Here is a 24098-nt window from a genome sequence, read left to right as displayed (position 1 = left end):
AAAGGAGTTGTCAAAATGAATAATAAATTATTTCAGAGCCTAATATTAACTATTATATTCTTGCTTACTCCAATTATAATCAGTAACATAAATTTTAAAACCTATAGAAATCAAATAGTAGAACCAGGAATCCAATTAGAAGAGATAAATCTGGAACCCCTTAACCAACGAGAATTAAAGAAATATTTAAAAAGATTACAAAACAAAGAAGAAATTAATCCTAAAAATGCATATATAGACCCTGATAACAAAAAAATAATTCCTGAAAAATATGGTGCTAAACTTAACATTGAAAGAATGACTAATCAATTATTAACAGCTAGTACTGGAACAAAATTTAACTTAATATCCACTAAAATCAAACCTCTAATCACATCCAAATTTATATTAAAGAACCAAAAAAAATGGATTAACCTTAATAATTTTAAACTTAAAGTAAGCTTTTTAAGCACTTATGCTACCCCTTTACAGAATAATAATTCATCAAGATTAAATAATATTAGTATTGCTTTAAAAGAATTAACCGGTTTAATAATAAACTCCCAAAATTCATTTTCATTTAACCAAGTAATTGGTAGTTTAACAGCTAAAAATGGATACCAACAAGCACCAGCAATTATTAATAATCAATTAAAACCAGCTTATGGTGGAGGTGTTTGTCAAGTTTCATCTACTCTATATAACACTTTATTACAAGCTAATTTAAAGATAGTAGAAAGACATCCTCATTCATTTAAGGTTAATTATGTACCAACAGGTCAGGATGCTACTGTAGTGCCAGGGTTTAAAGATTTAAAATTTAAAAATAATAAAAAGTTTCCAATTACTATTATAGGAAAAATAATAGATAATAAAGTAGTTATTTACTTGCTACAAATACATCAAATAAATTAATTAGATTTCTTATGACAACATGGTTCTTCATCATCGGAATAAACAACAAAGAAACTAAAGATACTTTTACAATCTTTACAAAACCATTTTTCACCCTCTTTCTTTTTTTGACAACAATCACTTAAAATATCTTCTTTAAAATGAGTATTCATAGAACCACAATGATAACACTTAATTCCCATATAATGATGTCCTTTCTATAACCTATTATAAAGACTATAGATAGTTTTAGTCTTAAAACCAGTTCTTATACAAAACTAATCATTAAATAACTTGTAATAAAACAATAATTAAAATTATTAACATTAAAAATAAAACTAATAATGGCCCTAAAGAATCAACATTTAAACTTAATCTTTCTTCTGGCTTATTATCATTCTCTTGCTCTTCTAACAATTCCTCAGCTAAAGCTAACTTAACTTCACCATCAATTAATAGCTTACCATAAATTTTAGGCCCAAACTCGACCATTAAAGTATATCTTTTAGACTCTTCATTAAAGTAAATCTGTGTAATAACCCCTGTAGATATATATTTCCCATTAGTACTAATCAAATTAGCTAAATAAGCCCCTATTTCTCTTGTATCTACAATCTTAACTAAAATTTCATCACCTTCTTGTAAATCCTCAACTTTAGTACCATGAACTGCAGAAATAATAGGAGCACATTTAAGATAAATCGATAATCCCGTTTCCTGTTCATTTTCCTCTACTTCATCTCTTGAATTACTTTCAATAGTAAGTTCCGTCAACTGTTGTATTTGGGCTTTAGTCATCAAATTATCAGCTACATAAACTTTAATTCCTTTATCAAAAATCCCATCCAAAACTTCTTCAATAGCAGCTTTAACATTTCTAGTCTTCTCTTTCTTAACTTCAGTAAATAATTCAAAAATATCTGCTGAATGGAGTTTATTATAAAATGCTTGCCTAATTTCAGTATCGTAAGAATTACTACCTTCTTCTTTAATTTCTTCAATAGTTTGATTAAATGCTTTATTGCTAACTTCTATCCCGATATTTAAAACCTCTCGATTATATGTAGTAACAACGTTTAAATTTAAAAGTTCACCATTTTTCCCATCAGCTATAAAATTTATTAAACCATAAATTTTTCTTGAATGTTCTCCTTGAAATTTAATTTGCAAAGTAAAGAAAGGTTTTGCTACATACTCCACCATATTTAAAGCCTGATTAACATCACCTTCAGCTAAATCTAAAGCCAACTTTGCTTCCACTTCATCAAGATTGCTATTTGCTTGAATGACCTGTAATTTAGAATCCATTTAAACCCCCACCCTATTTAAACTTATATAGTTAAATACACCTTCTAAAATCATATAATATATTATATTTTTTATTTCTGTATATTCTTTAAATAGTCCTTTATTATAGATTAACTTATTGAAAATTTATAAAGGTCAGCTGAATTCAGCTGACCTTTATATTAACTACCTTATTTATTCTGCTTTTAAATTTGATTCTTGATTTGAATCCAAAGCTACTTCTGAATTCAACCTCTCTAAAATCTGTTGCAATCTATTAACTCTTTTTCCATATTCGCCCCAATCTCCTTTACGTAGACTATCCTGTGCTTGGTTATAGAAATTTAAGGCACGTTTAGTTAAGTTTTTAATTCCTATTAAATCCTTATCCTTAATTTTAGCTTTTGGCTGTGTTTCTTTTTCTGGTGGAGCTGTACTCTCAAATATTTTAGCAAAAGCTGCATCTAAATTTCTAGTCATTACTAATTCATCACCATATGCTACTATTACACGCTTCATTTGTGGTAGTTGACTCTGATTAGCTTGTAAATATATAGGCTCTACATATAATATTGATTGCTCAATTGGAATTACTAATAGATTTCCTCGAATTACTCGAGATCCTCTTTGGTTCCATAAACTTAATTTTTGTGATATATTAGAATCTTGATCTATTCGAGCTTCTATCTGCATTGGTCCATAAATTAAACGCTGTTTTGGAAACTTATATAGTATAAGCTTACCATAATCTTCTCCATCAGATTTGGCAGCTAACCAAGAAATCATATTATTCTTTTTAGATGGAGTAAAAGGTAACATTAAAATAAATTCTTCTTTTTCTTCATCAGGTAATTTCATAATTGTGTAATAAGGTTCCATCTGTATACTGCTTCCTGAAAACTTTTCATTAGGAATTGTCCATAAGTCTTCTTTATTATAGAATACTATTGGATCCTCCATATGATATGTTTTATAAAGCTGAGATTGAATCTTAAATAAATCCTCTGGATACCTAATATGCTTCTTTAATCCTTCTGGCATTTGGGTAAATTGTTTAAATAATTGCGGAAATATCTTACTATATGTTTTAGCTAATGGATCTGATTTATCAACTATGTAATAATTAACTTCACCAGTATAAGCATCAATCACAATTTTAACTGAATTCCGAATATAATTAAGCGAATCATTAAATGGTTCAGAATACGGATACATATTAGTAAGTGTATAAGCATCTTGGATCCAATATAATCTTCCATCATCATTTAAGACTAAATAAGGGTCTCCATCATAACCTAAGAATGGAGCTATTCGATTAATCCGTTTTTTAATATTACGATAAAATAGTAAACGGCTATCATCTTGAATATCACTATTAAGAATCAATTTTGCAGTTCCAAATCTAAAAGCAAATGCTAACTTTCTAATAATTGAATTAAGTTCAACTCCACCTGGCCCTTGATAATCATTATATGCGTTATTGTCTCCAACTGGATAATCAAATTCTTTAGATCTATTATTAGCAATTACATAATTGTTAGTCTGCTCTCCAAAATAAATTCTTGGTTCCTTAACCTTTAAATCAAGACTAGATTCTGGTGGTATATTCTTAATCAAAAATTCAGGAAACCCTTCAGAAGTAATTTGATTAACATAATTCATAGCTAACCCAAATCCATGAGTATACTTTAATTTACGATTAATCCAAGTGCTAGCTCGATTAGGTAATTGATCTTGATTTAGTTCTCGTGCTGATAACATTACTTGTCGATATTCACCATTTATGTTATAGCGATCTATATCCACATTACCAAAATTGTAATATAGTCTCATCTCTTGTAATTGGCTATAAGTCTGTTTTAAAGGTCTACTATCCCATAACCGAATATTATTAATAGTTGCAGCATTATCTTTAATATCTTCTGCAATTAGATCTTCATCAACCGGAAACTCCTTTTCTTCGATTTCATCTAAATTATATGCTAATTTGGTAAACTTAATATTATGTTTAATATATGGACTTTCTTTGGCAATTTCATTTGGTTCAACCCTAAACTGCTGTATTAATGCTGGATAAACACTGCCTAAAATAATTGAAACTATGATCAGAGCTACTATTCCACCAAATACTAATTTTAAATTTCTAGTAAAGATACTAATGATCATAAAGATAGCTACTATAGCAGAAATAACTGCTAGAATTTTAAGAGCTAATAAATTAGCATTTATATCAGTATAACTGGCCCCAAAAACGACTCCTCTATCGGAATAAAGTAAGTTATACCTAGATAGCCAATATCCCCCGGCTTTTAACAACATAAATAAAGCTACTAATACTGAAAGATGATATTTAGCTCTAGAATCAGCAGTAATATTTTCACTTAATAAATCTTTTGAGTTAATAAAAAGATAAATTCCTCCTGTAATGACTCCACTTACCACTAACATTGTAGTTAATAATTGATAAGTCAATTTATAAAACGGCAAAGTGAAAATATAGAATCCAATATCATTATTAAAGATAGGATCAGTTATACCGAAAGAACTCCCATTTAAAAACTCTTTGACTATTAACCATGTGTCAGAATTAATACTTCCAAATAAAAGACTAACTAGGACACTTATTCCTAAGAATACCCAAGTCAATCTCTTGCCATTAACCACCTCTAATAATTGATTCCTTTCTGCTGCTAATTGATCATTATCTATATTATTATTTACAAATTTTTCTTTTTCTTTGAAGTTTAAGATCTCTTTCTTAGTCAGTAGTAGATTGATAAAAATAAAGATTGCAAAAAGAATTCCAATGCTAACCTGGCTCCAGACTTTAGTAAAGAAAATAGTCTTAAAGACTGATAGATAGCCGGTATTTGCAAACCATAACCAATCAGTATAAAACTTAATACCAGCAAAGAATAATGAACTAAGAATTAAAACTAAAGCTACTATAATAAAAATTGATCTTCTAATAAACTTCATTTTATCCCTCCTTTCTTAACTACTTTTCTATTCACAATTAATTTCTCCTTCTTATAGTTTGGAATATTCCTCCTGTAATTATACAAATAAACATTAAATCATCAAAAAATAAAGCAGCCAAAATTTTGGCTACTTTATTAACTCAAAGTAAAATTCTTTTTTGTAAATATAAATCTTTACTTACTTGCCTCCAAAACTTTGTCTGCAAATTTGTTCATTTCTCTACTACGTCTACAATTTACACATAAGTTAAAGTTCTCTTCTGGGTAATATGAGAAGTCTTCTTCCTTTAATTTTTCTATCATTCTTTCAGGATTGATATAATCTCCACATTCTTCACACTTTTTAAGTTCAAGTTCTGTATTGAAATATCGGATGTATCTAGTTGCACCTTCATCTTCAACCTCTATAGCACCTGTAGGACAAACTTCAGCACAAGAGGTACATCCTATACAGACATCAGAATTGATGGAGAATGGCGTATCAACCTTAGTCTCATAACCTCTTCCTACAAAGCTTATAGCTCCAGTTCCTACTTCCTCATTACAAGCTCTAACACATCTACCACATACTATACAATCAGAATCTTTAGCTTCAAATCTAGTTTTTGTAACTCCTAATTCTTGTAACTTATCTTTCAGTTTTTCTGATTCTGGAGCCTGAGCTAATAAAAGTTCGCCTATAAGTTGTCGCCTTTCTTTCAACTTTTCTGTTTCAGTTTCAATTACCATGCCATCCTCTGCGTATCTAGTACAGGAAGTGTCTATCTCCGCATTACCATTATTACTTATTTCTACAATACACAATCTACAAGAACCATAATTACTTAAACCTTCATGGTGGCATAAGGTTGGGATATTAATATCCATTTCCTTTGCCAATTTAAGAATGGTCTTTTGTTCCTGTAGCTCAACATCTCTACCGTCAATTGTTACTTTCATTATATCACTCCTTCCCTTTCCTTATTGTGTACTCACTCTTTTATAAATCACATTTCCAGATTCTTCTTTTTCCTCTTCAGAAAGTTCTTCTACACTTATGAACTTCATTGCATTTGTAGGACATCCTGATACACACGATGGTTCTGTTTCCCCATCTTCTATACAGAAGTCACATTTCGTCACAACACCGCCTGCATTATCTTCTTTCAAGATTCCATAAGGACATCCAACTTTGATACACATCTTACAACCTAAACATTTATCATCGTCTACCACAACTGGAGATTCGGAATTTTCTCTACCTATAGCGCCTGTAGGACAAATAGTCTCACAAGGAGCATCTTCACAATGTCGACACTGCCAAAGAATATTAGCTCCTTTTACGTATTCTACACTTATCCTTTGCTGTGGTAGAGGGTCTTCTTGAATAGCTGCCAACAGATTTTTCGAGTCAGAGTGTGCAGTAGCGCACTCTATCTCACATGTATGACATGTCATGCATTTATCTAAGTCAACATGAATTATCTTTTCCATTTTATCCCCTCTTTCCTATGTGCTTAGTCATAATTTCCATCAAACTTTCTTTTATTTCTCAGCAATTCTTATTCCTTGAGTTTATAGATTATCCTTTGACTATCGCATCAACAGGACAAACATCTATACAAGTACCACATTTAGTACACTCACTCTTATCTATAGTATGCTCTTCTTTCGCTTCTCCACTGATAGCATCTACTGGACATACATCTACACAACTAGTACAACCAGTACACTCATCAGTAATATCGTATTCAATTAATGACTTACATACTCCCGCAGGACACTCCCTATCTTCTACATGCGCTTCATATTCACCTTTGAAATAATTTAATGTTGACAATACAGGATTAGGAGCGGTTTGACCTAAACCACATAATGCAGTATCCTTTATAGTTTCACCTAGATTTTTTAATTCATCTAGATCTTCAGCTTTACCTTTACCTTCAGCAATCCTTTCTAGGATATCCAACATTCTCTTAGTACCTTCAGAACAAGGAGTACACTTACCACAAGACTCTGACACTGTAAAGTTTAAGAAGAATCGAGCTACATCTACCATACAAGTGTCTTCATCCATAACGATTAATCCACCTGATCCCATCATTGCTCCAACTTCAACTAATGAATCATAATCTATAGGTAGGTCTGTCTTTTCTTCTGGCAGACAACCTCCAGAAGGACCACCGATCTGTACTGCTTTAAATTCCTTATCATTAGGAATTCCACCACCTATATCGTAAATGACCTCTTTCATTGTAATTCCCATTGGAACTTCAACTAGACCAGTATTATTAATCTTACCTGCTAGAGCAAATACTTTAGTTCCTTTGCTATTCTCAGTTCCAACTGACTTAAATTCTTTAGCACCCTCTTCAATTATCGTTGAAACATTTGCATAAGTTTCTACGTTATTGATATTAGTAGGGTTACCCCATAAACCTTTTTCAGTTGGATACGGAGGTCTAGGTTCTGGCATTCCTCGTCTACCTTCAATGGAAGCCATTAAAGCTGTTTCTTCACCACAAACGAAAGCCCCGGCACCAGCTTTAATATGAACATCAAAACTAAAGTCCGTTCCAAACAAGTTTTCTCCTAATAAACCATGTTCGCGTGCTTGAGCAATAGCCTTCTTCAATCTTTTAATGGCTAGTGGGTACTCAGCTCTAGCATAAATATACCCTTCATCAGAACCAACTGCATAACCGGCAATAACCATACCTTCAAGTACTCTATGAGGATCTCCTTCTAATATACTTCGATCCATAAATGCACCTGGATCTCCTTCATCAGCATTACATACAATATACTTCTTATCACCTTCAGCATCATGAGCAGACTGCCACTTAAGACCTGTTGGAAAACCTCCACCACCACGGCCACGCAAGCCAGCTTCTTTAACTTCATCAATGACTTCCTGAGAGGTCATTTCTGTTAATGCTTTACCTAATGCTTCATAACCACCGGCCACAATATACTCCTCAATCCTTTCTGGATCGATTCGACCACAATTGGCCAATGCTATTCGGCGCTGTTTTTTGTAAACGTCAAGCTCTTTATAAGCTGGAATATTATCCATTACTTTTACCTCCTATCTTATAATTAATCTTCTAACCTCGCAATTGCTAAATTCTCTACAACTTTACCCTCTATAACATGTTCAGCAATAATTTTCTCTACATCATCAACACTTAAATTACCATAAGTAACTCTATCTTCTCCCGGTAACTTAATATCTACTAATGGTTCTTTTTCGCACAGACCTATACAGCCCGTTTGACTGACAGCTACATCTAATTCCCGTTCTTCAACTTCAGTCTCAATAGCTGTCAAAATTTTTCTAGCTCCTGCAGCAATTCCGCAAGTACCGAAGCCAATAATTATTTGCGGTTTTTCAGAGACCAACTCTAATTCTTTACTAAATTTTTCTCTAGATTCTTTCAATTTTGCTAATGATTCCACCTCATTCACCTCCGTCTAAATTATCTTTTACTCTATTTATACTGAGCTAAAATTTCAGAAATTTGACTAGGCACTAATCTTCCATGAGTATCTTCGTTCACCATAATTACCGGTGCTAAACCACAAGCACCAATACAGGCTACTGACTCTACAGTAAATTCAAGGTCTTCTGTCGTCTCACCAGCTTCAATACCTAATTCATTCTGTACAGCTTCTAGAATCTGTGCTCCACCTTTAACATGACAAGCAGTTCCCATACAGACTCTAATAACATTTTCACCTCGAGGTTCTAAATGAAATTGAGAATAAAAAGTAGCTACTCCATAAACCTCACTAAAGAAAATATCTAAACTATCTGCAATTTCTCTTAAAACTGTCTTAGGTAAATAACCATACTCTTCCTGAGCATCCTGTAAGACCGGAATTAAATCTTCTGCTTTCTGCTCATAACTTTCTAAAATCTCTCTTAATGGCGATAGATATTTCTCATTATTCTCCTCTGAACATCCACATTGACAAGCCATTATATAATCCCTCCTTACCTTTTGTAATCAATCTATTATCTTTACTCCTGATTTATTCATAATTAATATTTATTTCATTTTAATTGATAGTATCTTAATTAATCCACCTCCTAGATCAATCAATTATATTAAAAATTAAAATGGATAGCTTACTAGCCCTTATTACTTTTCTCTTTTAAAAAATTGAGGAGCAGATCTGCTCCTCAATTCCATAAAATTTACTTCTTAATTCATAGAATCTATAAAATACTATGACTTAGGAAGTTTTTCTAAACTGATTTAAGAATGAATCACAATATACATCGTTACCTAATAAAATTTCAGCTGTTGCAATAGAATCAACTAATCCTTCATCGTTAGCTTCCATAATAGCTGCATCTAATCCAGCTGCCATAGCCATAACCATGAAAGTACGGTTGATTAACTTCATATTATTACAATTCTGAGACACATTACTTAATCCTAATACAGTTTTAGGAGCAGGGTCAGCCAATAGCTTTACCTGACGAATAGTGTCTAATACTTCAGGAGCATGTTCCTGAGCAACATTAACCGGTAAAATTAGTGGATCAATGAAAATATTCTCCATTGGAATTCCATGAGCATCAGCATTAGCTATAATTTGCATAGCCTTAGCCGTTCTAGTTTCAGAGTCCTTAGGAACTCCTGATTTATCCATAGCTAAACCGATTAATTCTGCCTCATACTCTTTTACTAAAGGTAAAAGTTTATCTAACTTATCTTGTTCAGCAGTTGTAGAATTAATCATAGCAGTTCCTTTATGTACTTCTAAGCCTGCTTCAATAGCATCAATATTAGTAGTATCTAAAGCAACTGGAGCATCAACTTCATCCTGAATAACTTCAACTAACCACTTCATTACTTCCGGTGAATCTTCAACTGCAGGTCCTACGTTAGCATCAAGATAAGTTGCTCCTGCTTCTAATTGCTTCACAGCCCACTCTTGGATAGGCTTTGGATCTTGATTCTTAATAGCTTCACCAATATCATTGAACATTCCATTGATTCTTTCGCCAATTATGATCATTTTGTAAACTCCCCCTTAAATTTTATTAAATTTAGAGTAACTTAGCTAATAGCTATGTCACTTTAAATACTAATCTTCTTTACTTTTCCATTAATTCTGCTATATGCTTATCAAGATTTTCTGCAGTTTCAGGATGCCAAATTACTAATAGATCAGCCCCTGCCTGTAATAATGGTACTGCAGTTAATGTTTCCCATAAAGGACCTCTAACTGATTGCTCTCCCCAACTAGGAAACTCTTCTTTAGATGCTGATGCTTCTTTTGCTTTCCAACCATCTTCACCAATAAAGTTGATTATCGGCATAGATAACATCTTATCATCTCTTAGGGCACCTAAACGAATTCTTTCCATAATCGAATAAGAATACTCCATACCATAACCTAGACCACTGATAATTGGGTCAATAACAATTTTATTCTCTTTAATACCCATATCAGTAAGTAAGATATTTAACTGCTTACATATATTCACATCTACTGGAGACTGAGCAATAATGCTATGTTCATGAATCATACAAGCTCCAGCAATTGTCTTATAATTATCTTCTTCAGCGATTCCAAATAATAAATTCTCACCCTCAGTAGCTTCAGCAACTGCTTTTAGAATTTCATTATCCTTTTCAGAATCACCACAACCAATGATAATTAATGGTACTCCTACTGCATCTAAAACTGCTTGCACAGTCTCAACTACTTCTTCACCAGAAGCATCTTCCCCATTTGGATTAGCACTGTCTAGTTTTAGAGCAAGTAATTCAGCATCATACTCTTCAACAGCTTTCTTAGCCCAATCAACTGGATCTGCCCAAACATCACCCCATACTTCAACTAATGATTCTGGCATATCTACTGGTTCTTCATCATTAATTTCAAACGCCACAACTGGTCTATGAGGAAATTCACCTTCAAAATGTAGGAAAGGAAGTGCAGTTTCACCTCCAACTGTTACTGTAGATGTTCTAGTTCCTCCATCTTCTTCTGTAGCGCCAATAGTTAGTTCTTCTACTTGGCCACTCCACTTTTCTTTTAACATTTCTACTGCCATTTTATACGCCCCTTTCTCTTGTTTTAATAAATTTCTTGATTGGAAGATTTATTTTTAAACCTTTAATCAGCTAAAACAGTCTTTTCTATGATTTCTTTAACAGCTTCTACTGCTGAAGAATCATCTGGTAAATCCACTAATGGTTTACCATGTAAATCATATTCAGCAATTTTAGGATCATGAGGAATTATCCCGATCACTTCTAAACCAGTCTTTTCAATTTCTTCTCCTAATGCTTCAAGTGCATTATCAGGTGTTTTAGTAATTATTAAATATAACTGATCAATTTCAAGTTTAATATTATCTACAATATCTTTAACTCGACCAGCAGAACGGATTCCTCTCGCACTAGCATCACTAATGACAAACAAGATATCTATATCTTGAGTAGTACGTCTACTTAAGTGCTCTAATCCTGCTTCATTATCCATCACTACATATGGATAACCATCACTTAAACTATCTATAAATCCCTTTAAAAGATCATTTGGGTAACAATAACAACCTGGACCAACTGGTCCTCCCATCACTAATAAATCTACATCTTTTTCTTCAACTATTGAACTCTGTAGTTGATATTCCACATAACTAGCTTTATCCATTCCTCCAGGCGGTCTACCTTTCATTTCTTTAAAATCTGTTAATAGTTTAGTTATAGTAGTATGAATATCCATCCCTAATGCTTCATTTAGATTAGCATTTGCATCAGCATCTACAGCTAAAATTGGTCTTGCTTTATTATTAATTAATGTTCTAATTAATAAAGAGCTAAATGTAGTCTTTCCTGTTCCACCTTTTCCCGCTACTGCTATATTCATAATTTTCACCTCTCCACCGTTGATTTAAAAGATTTAGTTGTAAATCTGTTACTCTGTAACAGAAGGAAATAGACTTAAATCGGTATGTGGAATAAACTGTGCTGAAACAAACTCATCCATAAAGTCTTGACTTTGGTCTTCAGCACTTAACTCTAAGTAAGTCATTTTCTTAGCAATTTCTTCTACTCTATCAAAGGCATCTTTCGATAACAGACTTATCTTAGCACCTTTTAAAGAAGTATTCCCCACAAATTTAAATTTATCTGCTGGCAAATCCGGAAGTAATCCTATTTTCTTAGCATCATCTAAATTAATATAATTTCCAAAACCTCCGGCAACTAAGACTTGTTCAATAAAGTCTTCAGTTAATGACATATTTCTAAGCATCATTCTAATACCAGCATAAATCGCTCCCTTAGATCTTAGTAAATTCTTAATATCATTTTCTGTAATTACTATATCCTTATCAATTCCAGCTTCTTCTTTTGGAACCAACACGAATTCTTTTTCATAATCTCTATCTCTTAACCTTTCATGTTCCAACTCTGAATCGAATTTACCAGAACGGTTAATAATTCCCACTTCATTTAATATTGCTATTAGATTTATTAAGCCTGACCCACAGACTCCTATTGGAGGAGCATCATCAATGGTACTATACTTCATCTCATAAGTCTCTTCATCTATATCGAAAAGTTCAATAGCACCAGTCATTGCTCTCATACCATACTCAATTCCTCCCCCTTCAAATGCAGGGCCGGCTGAACAAGAACAAGTCATTAACCAATCCTGATTTCCTAATACTAACTCACCATTAGTACCAATATCAATAAATAAAGTAATCTTATCCTGTTTAGATAACTCTGTAGCTAAGACTCCAGATGTAATATCTCCACCTACAAAACTAGCTACCCCTGGTAAACAATAAACCCACGATTCTTCTTTAATATTGATGCCTAATTCATTAGCTCTTACAGGTGGAATAAAGTTTAAAGTTGGAATATATGGATCCAGTCTAATATTATTTGGATCAATTCCTAAGAATAGATGAGCCATAGTTGTATTACCTGCAAAAACTGCTGTCTTGATATCAGAATGTTCTATACCTTGCTTAGTAGCAGCATTTTCTATTAATTCATTAATGCTTTTAATTATAGATTGATGTAATCTTTCTAAACCACCATCATTTTCTTTAACAAAATTAATTCTACCAATTACATCATCACCATAATTCGCCTGTTTATTATAAGCACCTTCCATTGCTACTGTCTTACCAGTACTTAGATCTACTAAATTTAAAGCCAAAGTAGTAGTTCCAATATCAACAGCAATTCCATAATCAGAATTCTCATCATCTGGCGCACTTAATTCAGCAACCTCATAATTCCCATTAACTGCTGCTAAAGAAACTCCTGTTTCCCAATCATATTCTCGCAAATGAGAAGCTAGTTCTTTTAAAACAGGTAATGGTGTTTTTAAATCTGGTAAATTTCGGTCTCGATTAATTTCAGTATATAATCTTTCTAAATCACTAGCATTATCAACTAATGATGGTTCATTTAATTCTAACTCTAATCTTTGATATAATGGAGACAATTCTACCCTATCATCTATATTTAAATCTTCCTCAGTTAAGTATTCTCCATCTCCCATATCATCATCAAGTAGAATCTGATGTTTACTTAGTCGTGATTCTGGTGGAACTTCTATAACTACATCACTGATTACTTCTGCTTTACATGCCAGGACATAACCTTGTTCTAACTTGTCAGGGGAAAGAATCCCCTGATCAAGTTTATTAACTTTACCTTCTTTAACAATAACCTGGCATTTACCACAGCTTCCAGCCCCACCACAGACTGCTTTAATTTCAACACCAGCATCTGCTGCTAATTCTAATAAATTAGTTCCTGAATCACAATTTATCTCTATCTCATTTGGCAAAAAACTTACAGTATATCCTGCCATTTGTATTCCCCTCCCATTAGTCAAACTGGTTACTATCGGTCAGGTTATGCTCCTAATTCTTGTTCCCATCTACTGGCAATATAACTTGGAATTCCAGAACATTCACGTGGTCCTACAAGAACATCCCAACCAGATGCTTCTTCTAACTTACCACTAATTACTGCTACATGACCTGGAATAATAACCTTTTTATGATTTACTCTATCTTCAATATCAGTTTCCTCAGTCATGATTTCACCAATCTTCTTACCACCAAACTTATCAGCAGCCCAACCAGTAAGTACAGAAGTACCATCTGTATCAATTGGGATAATGTAAGCATCAAGTTTACCACCACTTACATCTCCTTCTACACTATAATAAGATAATGAGAAGTTAGTAGTGATAAATACTGGTGATGTCTCATCAGGTTCACCAACCTCATATACCTTATTTGGTTCAACTGTAACAGGCACTCTTGGATCTGTATAGATATTCTGTCTCACTGTTAATAATGGTAATACTTCAGCTAATTCAAGAGCATTACTTAAGACTACTATACCAGCATACTTAGATACATAAGTACTAGCTTGCATGACCTCTTCTGCAACAGTATCTGCTTCAGTAAATGTTATAGTTGGGAATCCAACAGGTCTAAATTTCTTCTTAATACTTAATCTTCTAATTACTGTCTGATCAGCTAATACTTGAGCTGTATCTCTAGAACCAGAATCAATAACTAAGTTATCATAATCTAAATCTTTTACCTTCTTAGTTAACTCAGCTAAACTATCTAGGTCATCCCCCTTAACAGCTAATGGACATTCATTCTCTTTAGCTAATTCTGTCATTTCTTCATAATTAGCTTCTACTGCAGCATAAATCAACGGATTTCTATCAGCAACTTCTGCTAAAGCTCCCTCAATAGCTGCTGGATCCTGAGAAACTAAAATTAAAGTTCTCTCTGTATTTTCTGCTACTACTTTTACTGCTTCTACAAAAGTATCAGCATCATCAGAATCATTTACAACTGCAATCATACCTAATTCAATTACCTGCCCAACTCTCTCAAAAGTTAAAGCATTAATTTTCTCTATCTTATCGGCAATATCATCCGCACCTTCTTCATCACTCACTGAAATTGCAACCCCTGGTTGATTGAAGAAAGTCTTATCATGTCTAAATAATTCTGTCTCTCCACCTACCTCTATTTCATAATCACCAGTCCCCATAGCAACTGTTTCAATTGGAGGTGCTGAAGCAGCATTTAAAGCCTGCTTTGCCTCATCTGAAACGTCAGGACACTGATCTAATTTAGCCTTTCCTTCTGCTAATTGCATAGCAAAAGCTAAACAAGTAGGAGGTCCACATTCACCACAATTAGTTTGCGGTAATTTCTTATAAATTTCTAATCCTGTTAAACCCATAATCTGATTTCTCCTTTCATATTGTTTTCTTTAGTTTTTTAACATATTTATTTTTATAGAAGATTGAACAGTAATATAGTAAACTGCTTTCTGCTCAATCTTCTATACTTTTTAATTAGTAATTAATAATTATTGGAATCTAAATTATCCCATAAGTGGATCCATTTCCAAAGCAGGATGTCCCTTCTCTTCTAAATATGGCAAGATTTCATCTACAGTCTCTCCTACAGTTTCATCAGCAATCATATCATAGAAGTTATCAAGACCTAGTTCTTCACCACGTCGCTCAATGTCATCCCTTAAATGCTCTTTTAATTCTTTCGGCATCCAAACTATTCTTCTTATACCACCATCACCCTTAACAAACTTAGGGCTAGAAACGTAAGATTTACCGATTCCCATAAATCCTGGAGTCTGATTTCCTCCACCTACTGTACCAGCTAAAGTAGAGAACTTCATACCAACAGGAGTTTGATCAGAAAATTCACGGTTTACAATCATGAAGCCATTTGCTTCTGGAAGCATAGCCATGATTGCCTCAAAACATCCACAAGAAGTCATTGGATTATCTATGATTGAATAAATATTTACTTCTTCAATCTTACCGCTTGATTCCTTATACTGTCTTTCATTACATCCTGTCCATTGCCCATTATGCTCATCTATACATTCACCTAATTCAACAGGCTGGTTAGGTCCAGTTGGTTCAATTTCATAAGCGGCTTTAGCATCTAACCAACTAACTGCTCCACATAATCCAACTCGGTCAGGAGTTACAATACATACGTGATCTGGTGCAAAAGACTGACATAAAGTACAGTCATAGAATACATCTACTGACTCATCAGTTAATTCTCTCATTCTATCGTCACGCTTCGTGTAACGTTCTCGAGCTTCATCTAATACTTCATCAATTTTGTCTTCATCAGTAACAATTCTTACTTGAAGTCTATCAATTAATGATGGATATTCAGACTTAAACTTAGCGTATAAGATGTGACCTATACCCTCAATTGTAAATCCTTTCTCTACAGCTTCTTTACTAATTCGAACCCAGTTGATGTCACGCTGACCTACGTGCCATAATCCTTCACCATAGTTGCAGAAGTAGTGAACTCTTCTTTCAAATACACCTTCAAAATCCTCTTCCATATTTCGACCATAAACATCAACCATGATTCCTAATGGTAACTTGTCACCATCTTCAATATCATCAATGTCTGGTCCGATTACTTCTACTTTTCCATCCTCTATTTCCTCTTTTTCTCTCATCTTTACTAACTCACATGCTGGAGTTCTTTGTCCACCGAACTCAACATACATACCATCACTTCTGATTTGCTCTCCTTCAAAAGCAGGTCCTACAGTAATTGGTACTGGAATATCTACAATTTCAATATGAATATCCTGTAATTCAAGTCCTAATAGAACTGCTTCCTCATAGTCCTTTTCAGTTACAAACCAATCAGGAACTTCTTGTACATCCTGGTCAGTGATAACTGGTAATCCTAAATGGTTAGCTGCCATTCCAGCTGCAATTCTAACCTCATCTAGATCGCCTAAAACAAGTACGAATGCTTTAATTCTATCTCTAATATAAGTTAAAATAGCTTCATAGTCACCACGTTCTTCACCACCAAAAGCTAATGCTGCTCTTACAGCAAAGTTAACAACGTGGATTACCTGAGTAAAATGACCTAAAGGAATAGTTAAGTAATCAAGACCGATCTTAACATCCTCTTCAATTAATTGCTCAATAATTTGGTCATTAAGAACTGTTAAAATACCTTTTCCTTGTAAGTCCTTAACTAACTCAGCAGCCTCTTCACTGCTACGAGCTTTACCAACAAGTAATGCAATACCAGGAATAGTACCGTCTACTAAAGGTACCCCTAATTCTCTTAATACACCATCACTTACAAATCCTGTGTATACCTCATCTTCGTAAGGATCTTCATCTCCAATATACTTTAAGGCCTCAATAATCTCAGCTGATATAGCTGTTAATTCACCAGCCATTTTAGCATTTTCAAAGTCAAATTCATGCTTTAGATTCTTCTTAAATTTATTTAGGATTCTTGGTAATTGTCCAAGCTTAGTTACCTTTGTTCCTTCTAATCCTGAAATAACAGGCAATTCATATCCAGTATCAGGATAAGCTATCTCAGTATCTGGACCATACTCATTAAGTGCCTGATTAAGCCGAAGTTCAGCAAAGCTAGTAGCAACTATAGTCCCTTCAATCGCTGCTTTACATACATCTATAGACATTTTATCTCCTCCTTATACTTAAACATTTTCATTTACGCTTCTTTAGCTTTAGCCTTCATTTCTAATAACCAGTTACGTTCATCAATCTCTGCTATTAACTTTTCAGCAGCAACTTTAGGATCTTTTTCAATAATGAAGTAACCGTCTAGTACATCCTTAGCAATCTTAGTACCGACCTCAGTTACTAAAGAACTACCAGTAATTGGCACATCAACTCCAACATGAGTAGGTAATCCTAATGAAACTGCCCACGAACCAATAGACACAGCCTTTTCATGCATGGCTTCAGGTGCACTAGCAACTAATGGTAAATCACCGATATCTACACCTAAATAATTAGCAATAGCTGTACCTAATTCAACCGCTCTGGAGTTGTCAACACAAGAACCCATATGTAAGATTAATGGTAATTCCATTCCAAGAGCATCAGCTGCTTCACTGAAGAATTTCTTAAGTCCTTCACCTGCATACTTTTCAACTGCTTCTGGAAGTAATAGACCATTCTTACCGAATGCATTGGCTACACATCCAGTAGCTACACATAACACATCATTCTTAGCTAACTCTTTAGCAACTTCCACATGATTTCTATCTTGTGGTGTCTTAACATTATTACAACCAGCAAATACTGCTATACCTCTAATATCTCCAGCAGCAATTGCATCGGTAATTACACTTATTGGCTCTTCTTCGTTAATTTTACTGAAAGCATCCATAAGTGCTTCTACACTAAATCCAGCCATTAACTTACTCTTATGATCTGGAATATTAACTGTATCTGGATTACGTCTACCATAAGCATCTATTGCAGTTCTAACTATCTCTTCTGCATCTTGATCAGCAGTAGTATCACTGAACTGAATATGTCTTGCTCCAGGAATCTTAACATGTGGCATAGTTGTAATCAATTCAGTATGGAAGCAATCAGTTACATTCTTTAATGATGGCATAATACACTGAATATCTACTACCATAGCATCTGCTGCTCCAGTCATGATTGCTAGCTCTTGAGAAGCATAGTTAGCTACTAATGGAGCACCCTGCCTCATTAAGAGCTCATTTCCTGTACAACAAATACCAACAACATTAATTCCATTTTCAGCCCCTGCTTCTTTTGCTTCATCTTCTAATGCTCTAGCCGTTTCTATTACCTTTTCACTTAAAACTGGTTCGTGACCATGAACTACTAAGTTAACCGCATTCTCATCTAAGACTCCTAAGTTAGCTTCAGACTCAACTACTTGTGGAGTTCCGAAGAATATATCTGATAAGTCAGTTCCTATAGTACAGCCAACAAAGTCAGCTAATGCAGCCTTCAAACCTCCAAAAATCAAGTTTACTGGGTCAGCATCCATCCCCATTGCTGTTCTATGAATAGCTTGATTAATAACATCATTAATTCCAGTAGCAATAATATCGCACTCTTTAAATAATTCGTAACGAATTTCTGGTACCATTGGCTTTAAGAAACTCATTTCCTCACCATGGTATCCAATGAAGTTACCTACTGCTTCTTCGGCTACCTCTTTAGTTAACTCGTTTACATCTTTACCTTCAGTTTCTAATCCTAACTTATTGGCAACCTTCATTAATTTCTCTTCATCTTTCACTTCATAACCTTCAATATGACCAGCAGCTACCTCTCTTAATAACTCTGCTACGTGACGAGCATGATCAGAGTGAGAAGCAGTACCACCTACAATTGTTCTTACTAAGTTACGAGCTACAACTGAATAATCTCTAACTCCACAAATCCCTTCACTAGGCCCTTCGCCAAATGGATCAATTCTACAAGGTCCTTGTAAACAGTTCGTACAGCAAAGTCCAGTACTTCCAAAACCACACTGTGGTTGCATCGCTTCATAGCGATCCCAAATTGTCTCCATTCCTTTATCTGCTGCTAGCTGAAGCATTTCTTGACTAGCAGGATCTTGTGATTTAGATTCAAAACTCATATATCTGTCAACCTCCTTGTTCTTATTTTCAGAAAATTATGTTTTTAAAAATTAAGTATTTTGAGTACACTTTATACTTCTTCACACACCAAATTATCTGTTAAGCTTATGTCTGCACATCCTGATCTGGCGAATTCTCATCAAGGCAACAATTACACTTTTAGTCCTCATGAAAACCTTACCTTCCCCTCATCAACACTTAATGCTCCCTGACATACATCTATGCAAGGAGTATTCATAATGGAAGCAATGTAATGAAAAGTCCCTTGCGCCTTCTGAGAATAATTAAATTTGTAGATAAGGTGTCAACTCATTTACCTTATTTATCACCTACTTCCTTTAAAAGATTATTATATATATCTTTCATGCTGGGTCTTAGTGCTTCAGATATCTTATCCTGTTGCTGTCTTTTCATAGCAGATGTAATTACGTCTTGACTAAATGGTATAAATCCTAGTATATCCTCAGCCTGAAAGTGATTCACAACAAATTTCTTAGCTTCTTCATCATAAACCTTATTTACTATAGTCTTAACCAAAGGAATATCTAAATCCCTAGCCATTTCCTTTACTGTTTCAGCAGTTTCAATGCTTACTTGGCTAGGTTCAATAATAGTAATTAAACAATCTACTGCTTGAGCTGTACCTCGACTTAAATGCTCAATTCCAGCTCCCATATCCAAGATTACTACATCATTCTTTTCCATTAATAATGAGTCCATTAAAGAACGGAGAAAAGAGTTTTCTTTACAATAGCACTCTGAACCACCTTGTTTGATATCTCCCATTCTTAAGAATTTAACATTATTTAAGTCATATGCATAATCATCTAATACATATTCAACTTTAGGATTTAAACTAACTAAAGATCCTCCTCCAGCATTCTTTGCTTTAATTACATCCTCTAATTCAACTAAGGGTTTAATATTTTCTGCTTCTTCACCTGATATTCCTAAAGCAGTTGCTAAATTGGCATCTGGATCTGCATCAACAGCAAATATTTGATAACCATTCTGTGCAAACATCTTACTCAGATTTGCTGTTACTGTTGTTTTACCTACTCCACCTTTTCCTGAAATTGCTATCTTCATCTCTTACCACACCTCTTTCATTATTTTTTATAATATTACATAAAAATTATTATATTTTAAAATTTTCTGAATAGTAAGATCAATTAATATATTTCTATATCTAGAAGTTTAAATATTCTTAGGTAATTTTTTCTACAAAAATTAAAAAAATATAATGCATATCCACAATAATTTCCCAATATCATATAAGACCCTTAATTAAATCATGATATTTATCATTGCATTGTATATTTTTGTTTTGTTATAATTATATTTCTCTTTCTTTAATGGAATTCCTGCAAAAAAATAAGTTTTTTTCTTCACAATTCAATTTATGTATTTATTTTACATGGGATTTATTATTCTACCTGTAAATTCATAGTAGGAACCACTTTGTCCTTCTCTGAATAAACAAAATATTTTCCTCCTCCTAACTGAGCAATAGACTTTAAATTAATTTCTACTTTTTCTTGAGGATTCCCTACATACAAGATATGCACTCTTATTCCTTGTCCTCGCAACCTGTTCGCAACTCTGCCAGGCATAATATTACCTGTGTCTTTACCATCAGTAACTAATAAAATATGATTATTCCCCTCTAAATTGACCAAATCTCTACTGGCTTCTATTAAAGCTTTTCCAATTGGTGACTTACCTGCAGGGTTTAATTGTTTAACTTTTTCTAATAATTTATTTCTATTATTAGTAGTTGCTTTTACATTCAAATTAGTAGTCTTATGTTTCGAATTTTTTGCTCCAAAAATTCTTAAACCTACGTTTACATTACTTGGTATAGACTCTATAATATCAATTAACACTTTTTTAGATCTTAAATACTTTCTATCTTCTGCTACTTTTCCCCACATACTACCTGAAACATCCCAAACTATTTCTACATTATGAGCCTCAACAAAAGTAGGTAATTGTTCCTTATTTACTTTAACCTCTTGTACCTTATCAATCGGTAATCCGATTATTCCTATGATAGCCACCAACAAAAATAATATTATGACCAATAAAGTCATATTATGCTTAATCCTCAATTTTGTCCCTCCTTTTTTAAACTCTCCATACCATCCTATTCAATTAGTTATTAAAATATAACAAATATAAAAAAAGACACCTAATTTAATTAGGCGCCTTCTAAGTTAAGCTATACATGTTCTATCTTTTCCTTCTTTTTTCGCTCGATATAAAGCTTTATCTGCTTCACTAATAAACTCTTTTTGTGATAAAGCCTGATTATAAGTTGATACTCCAATACTAACCGTTACATTCAATTCTAATCCATCATCTTTAACTACCATTTCTCTAACAGATTCATTTATTCTAAATCCAACATCTTCAGCACCTTTTGTACTCGTAGCTGGTAAAATAATAACAAATTCTTCTCCTCCATATCTAGCAACAACATCTATATCCCTAATAATAGACTTTAAATTTTTAGCTAATTCTTTTAAGACTTTATCTCCTACTTGATGTCCATAAGTGTCATTAAAATCTTTAAAATTATCTATATCTAATAAAATTAATGACAACTCTTGCCCGTATCTTTTGGCTCTATTAATTTCATCAGCCAAAGCTTCTTGAAAGTAACTATGATTATATAACTGAGTTAAGCCATCCCTGATAGCTATCTCTTCCATTCTATTATACATTTTAGCATTCTCTAAAGCAATTGCTACTTGGTTAGTTAAAGTTGTTAAAAAACGTTCATCTTCTTTGCTAAAACTATGAGCCATTAAAGTATTGATAGCTAATATTACTCCTATTATTTCATCTCTTACTTTAAGAGGGACTGCTATAGCTGACTTTATTTCTGGCATTCCTAAGTCTTCTTTAATTTGTTGTGGCACTTGATTATATACAACTGGTTTTTTACTTTCAAGAGTCTCTTTAGCAAAAACACAGGCTTTTATATCTAATGCCCCTTTCCTTTTACATTTTGCTAATAAACCTCGACTAGCTTCTAATTTTAATTTTTTATTATCCTTATCAAATAACATTACTGCACAAGAGGAAACTCCCATCGTCCCAACTATCACATCAATCGTTAAATCTAATACTTGCTCCAAATTTAAAGTTGAGTTAATCGTCTTACTAATTCTTTGTAAAGTAGTTAATTCTGCCACATTACGCTGCATTTTTTCGAATAACTGATTCTTTTTAATCAAATATGATGCTTGACTCGCTAATCTATTTAAGACATCTAAATCCTCATTGCTAAATTTAGTATTATTTACTACAAATAATATTCCAATTACTTCATCATTTTCAATTAATGGAGTAGCCAAAAAAGTTTCATAACCACCCTCTTTAATAAATTGAAGCTCTGAATTAAAATCTAAGTTATTCTTAATAATTGATTGACGTTCTTCTACTATCGCTTCAAATATTCCTTCCTCTATTTTTTCTGGAATCAACTTTTGATTAAAGTTCTTCAAAAATTTATGACAAATTCTATTTGAGTCATCTTCCAAAGTTATAATTCCTCCAGAATCTACATCCAATGCTTCACAAGTAATTTTAACTATTGACTCTAAAGTCTGATATAAGTTTGTTCCTGAATTAATTTCTTTCCCCATTTTATAAAGACCATCTAATTTCTTTAAAGATCTATTTAAGTTATTAAGTTTTCTATCCTGCTTTTTTATTTTTAGTCTATTTAATTCTTTATTTGTTTCTTCTTTTCTTAATTTATTAAATAGGAACAGTAGCAATAATATACCTAATAAATTTAAACTAATCTTAGTGAATATAAGTGTACTATCAGACATATTGGAATGATAGATAGTATTAACTGTTAAGAGTAAGTATAATATACTTATTGGAATATAATTTTTAAAGAATATTATTTTGAATGTTTTTTTATCCTCCAAGATTAATTTAATTTTAAAGAATCCAGAAACCAGACCTAAAGTTAAAATATTAGCAACATTTATTAAGTTAATCTGTTGTTCATTTATTATAAAGTTATAACCACCAAAAATCCCTGCTACTAATCCACCACTTATGGGACCGCCTAATAATCCTGCCAAAACTACTCCTAAATCTTTAATTCCGAAAAATAATACTTTATTTGCCCCTTGTAATATATCTCCAATAATCCCTGTTAAACTAAATAAACCAATCAATATTAAACTATCATTGATGCTGATTTCCTTCCTACTTTTAAATAATATCTTTTTAAAACTATCTAACTGAAATACAGAATAAATAGCCCCAATTAACATTATGACTTTAATAAGAAGTATTATTTTTAATTTCATAATCATAATATCCCTTCTTTACAACTTTTTTAAATAAATTCACATACAACAATCTCACAATGGTTTATATAGATTATAAGTTTACTATATTCCAGTATGATATTCCAACTTTATATTATAATTAACTTTTGAAGGTGATTCGTTAC

General features: G+C 33.0%; 19 protein-coding genes. 1 reads left to right on the top strand and 18 read right to left on the bottom strand.

The window, feature by feature from the left end:
• Positions 1 to 15: 15 nt before the first annotated feature.
• Positions 16 to 894 carry a VanW family protein gene (locus B5D41_RS03210; RefSeq protein WP_078809158.1) on the top strand — a complete coding sequence of 293 codons (879 nt, stop codon included), beginning with the start codon at positions 16 to 18 and terminating at the stop codon, positions 892 to 894.
• Here B5D41_RS03210 and B5D41_RS03205 read toward each other — a convergent pair.
• The 18 genes from B5D41_RS03205 to B5D41_RS03125 all read right to left on the bottom strand — a co-directional run bounded on the left by B5D41_RS03205 (position 891) and on the right by B5D41_RS03125 (position 23958).
• Entirely contained in the window at positions 891 to 1076 is a 186-nt protein-coding gene (locus tag B5D41_RS03205) for a hypothetical protein (RefSeq protein WP_078809157.1), read from the bottom strand. The genes B5D41_RS03210 and B5D41_RS03205 overlap by 4 nt on opposite strands.
• Before the next feature lie 82 nt (positions 1077 to 1158).
• The gene (locus B5D41_RS03200) at positions 1159 to 2181 is read right to left on the bottom strand and encodes a DUF4899 domain-containing protein (RefSeq protein WP_078809156.1); all 1023 of its coding nucleotides are present in this window, start codon (positions 2179 to 2181) and stop codon (positions 1159 to 1161) included.
• 174 nt (positions 2182 to 2355) lie between these two features.
• Complete coding sequence (locus tag B5D41_RS03195; protein WP_078809155.1) at positions 2356 to 5139, bottom strand: UPF0182 family membrane protein; 2784 nt, start codon at positions 5137 to 5139, stop codon at positions 2356 to 2358.
• A gap of 176 nt (positions 5140 to 5315) precedes the next feature.
• On the bottom strand, positions 5316 to 6080 hold the full coding sequence (locus B5D41_RS03190; protein ID WP_078809154.1) for a 2Fe-2S iron-sulfur cluster-binding protein: 765 nt from the start codon (positions 6078 to 6080) through the stop codon (positions 5316 to 5318).
• A 21-nt stretch (positions 6081 to 6101) separates the two neighbouring features.
• On the bottom strand, positions 6102 to 6614 hold the full coding sequence (locus B5D41_RS03185; protein ID WP_078809153.1) for a 4Fe-4S dicluster domain-containing protein: 513 nt from the start codon (positions 6612 to 6614) through the stop codon (positions 6102 to 6104).
• Between the two features lie 88 nt (positions 6615 to 6702).
• Positions 6703 to 8196, bottom strand: a complete 1494-nt coding sequence (gene nuoF / locus B5D41_RS03180) for an NADH-quinone oxidoreductase subunit NuoF (protein WP_143555650.1) — start codon at positions 8194 to 8196, stop codon at positions 6703 to 6705.
• Positions 8197 to 8219: 23 nt separating this feature from the next.
• Complete coding sequence (locus tag B5D41_RS13960) at positions 8220 to 8579, bottom strand: (2Fe-2S) ferredoxin domain-containing protein (protein WP_143555649.1); 360 nt, start codon at positions 8577 to 8579, stop codon at positions 8220 to 8222.
• 32 nt (positions 8580 to 8611) lie between these two features.
• Positions 8612 to 9103: an NADH-quinone oxidoreductase subunit NuoE gene (gene nuoE / locus B5D41_RS03175; RefSeq protein WP_078809152.1), complete on the bottom strand. Its 492-nt coding sequence runs from the start codon at positions 9101 to 9103 to the stop codon at positions 8612 to 8614.
• 256 nt (positions 9104 to 9359) lie between these two features.
• Positions 9360 to 10151, bottom strand: a complete 792-nt coding sequence (locus B5D41_RS03170; RefSeq protein ID WP_078809151.1) for a methyltetrahydrofolate cobalamin methyltransferase — start codon at positions 10149 to 10151, stop codon at positions 9360 to 9362.
• Between the two features lie 79 nt (positions 10152 to 10230).
• The gene (cdhD, locus tag B5D41_RS03165) at positions 10231 to 11196 is read right to left on the bottom strand and encodes a CO dehydrogenase/acetyl-CoA synthase subunit delta (protein WP_078809150.1); all 966 of its coding nucleotides are present in this window, start codon (positions 11194 to 11196) and stop codon (positions 10231 to 10233) included.
• Positions 11197 to 11258: 62 nt separating this feature from the next.
• Complete coding sequence (locus B5D41_RS03160; RefSeq protein ID WP_078809149.1) at positions 11259 to 12014, bottom strand: ATP-binding protein; 756 nt, start codon at positions 12012 to 12014, stop codon at positions 11259 to 11261.
• A gap of 48 nt (positions 12015 to 12062) precedes the next feature.
• Positions 12063 to 13982, bottom strand: a complete 1920-nt coding sequence (locus B5D41_RS03155; protein ID WP_078809148.1) for an ASKHA domain-containing protein — start codon at positions 13980 to 13982, stop codon at positions 12063 to 12065.
• A gap of 44 nt (positions 13983 to 14026) precedes the next feature.
• Positions 14027 to 15388, bottom strand: coding sequence for an acetyl-CoA decarbonylase/synthase complex subunit gamma (acsC, locus tag B5D41_RS03150; RefSeq protein WP_078809147.1), 1362 nt, complete (start codon positions 15386 to 15388; stop codon positions 14027 to 14029).
• Positions 15389 to 15532: 144 nt separating this feature from the next.
• Entirely contained in the window at positions 15533 to 17659 is a 2127-nt protein-coding gene (gene acsB / locus B5D41_RS03145; protein ID WP_078809146.1) for an acetyl-CoA decarbonylase/synthase complex subunit alpha/beta, read from the bottom strand.
• 32 nt (positions 17660 to 17691) lie between these two features.
• The gene (cooS, locus tag B5D41_RS03140) at positions 17692 to 19614 is read right to left on the bottom strand and encodes an anaerobic carbon-monoxide dehydrogenase catalytic subunit (protein WP_078809145.1); all 1923 of its coding nucleotides are present in this window, start codon (positions 19612 to 19614) and stop codon (positions 17692 to 17694) included.
• Positions 19615 to 19933: 319 nt separating this feature from the next.
• Positions 19934 to 20704, bottom strand: coding sequence for an ATP-binding protein (locus B5D41_RS03135; protein WP_078809144.1), 771 nt, complete (start codon positions 20702 to 20704; stop codon positions 19934 to 19936).
• A 338-nt stretch (positions 20705 to 21042) separates the two neighbouring features.
• A complete protein-coding gene (locus B5D41_RS03130; protein WP_078809143.1) occupies positions 21043 to 21726 on the bottom strand; it encodes a vWA domain-containing protein in 684 nt (227 codons plus the stop codon).
• A gap of 105 nt (positions 21727 to 21831) precedes the next feature.
• Positions 21832 to 23958, bottom strand: coding sequence for a diguanylate cyclase (locus tag B5D41_RS03125; RefSeq protein ID WP_078809142.1), 2127 nt, complete (start codon positions 23956 to 23958; stop codon positions 21832 to 21834).
• Positions 23959 to 24098: the final 140 nt, after the last annotated feature.

The organism is Selenihalanaerobacter shriftii, from assembly GCF_900167185.1.
Classification (GTDB): Bacteria; Bacillota; Halanaerobiia; order Halobacteroidales; family Acetohalobiaceae; genus Selenihalanaerobacter; species Selenihalanaerobacter shriftii.
This window is presented reverse-complemented; position numbering and strand designations above follow the sequence as displayed.

Bases quoted from the DNA above. Each gene is read 5' to 3' on its own strand.
- B5D41_RS03210 (WP_078809158.1), top strand. From the start codon at position 16: ATGAATAATAAATTATTTCAGAGCCTAATATTAACTATTATATTCTTG.
- B5D41_RS03205 (WP_078809157.1), bottom strand. From the start codon at position 1,076: ATGGGAATTAAGTGTTATCATTGTGGTTCTATGAATACTCATTTTAAA.
- B5D41_RS03200 (WP_078809156.1), bottom strand. From the start codon at position 2,181: ATGGATTCTAAATTACAGGTCATTCAAGCAAATAGCAATCTTGATGAA.
- B5D41_RS03195 (WP_078809155.1), bottom strand. From the start codon at position 5,139: ATGAAGTTTATTAGAAGATCAATTTTTATTATAGTAGCTTTAGTTTTA.
- B5D41_RS03190 (WP_078809154.1), bottom strand. From the start codon at position 6,080: ATGAAAGTAACAATTGACGGTAGAGATGTTGAGCTACAGGAACAAAAG.
- B5D41_RS03185 (WP_078809153.1), bottom strand. From the start codon at position 6,614: ATGGAAAAGATAATTCATGTTGACTTAGATAAATGCATGACATGTCAT.
- nuoF (WP_143555650.1), bottom strand. From the start codon at position 8,196: ATGGATAATATTCCAGCTTATAAAGAGCTTGACGTTTACAAAAAACAG.
- nuoE (WP_078809152.1), bottom strand. From the start codon at position 9,103: ATGGCTTGTCAATGTGGATGTTCAGAGGAGAATAATGAGAAATATCTA.
- B5D41_RS03170 (WP_078809151.1), bottom strand. From the start codon at position 10,151: ATGATCATAATTGGCGAAAGAATCAATGGAATGTTCAATGATATTGGT.
- cdhD (WP_078809150.1), bottom strand. From the start codon at position 11,196: ATGGCAGTAGAAATGTTAAAAGAAAAGTGGAGTGGCCAAGTAGAAGAA.
- B5D41_RS03160 (WP_078809149.1), bottom strand. From the start codon at position 12,014: ATGAATATAGCAGTAGCGGGAAAAGGTGGAACAGGAAAGACTACATTT.
- B5D41_RS03155 (WP_078809148.1), bottom strand. From the start codon at position 13,982: ATGGCAGGATATACTGTAAGTTTTTTGCCAAATGAGATAGAGATAAAT.
- acsC (WP_078809147.1), bottom strand. From the start codon at position 15,388: ATGGGTTTAACAGGATTAGAAATTTATAAGAAATTACCGCAAACTAAT.
- acsB (WP_078809146.1), bottom strand. From the start codon at position 17,659: ATGTCTATAGATGTATGTAAAGCAGCGATTGAAGGGACTATAGTTGCT.
- cooS (WP_078809145.1), bottom strand. From the start codon at position 19,614: ATGAGTTTTGAATCTAAATCACAAGATCCTGCTAGTCAAGAAATGCTT.
- B5D41_RS03135 (WP_078809144.1), bottom strand. From the start codon at position 20,704: ATGAAGATAGCAATTTCAGGAAAAGGTGGAGTAGGTAAAACAACAGTA.
- B5D41_RS03125 (WP_078809142.1), bottom strand. From the start codon at position 23,958: ATGATTATGAAATTAAAAATAATACTTCTTATTAAAGTCATAATGTTA.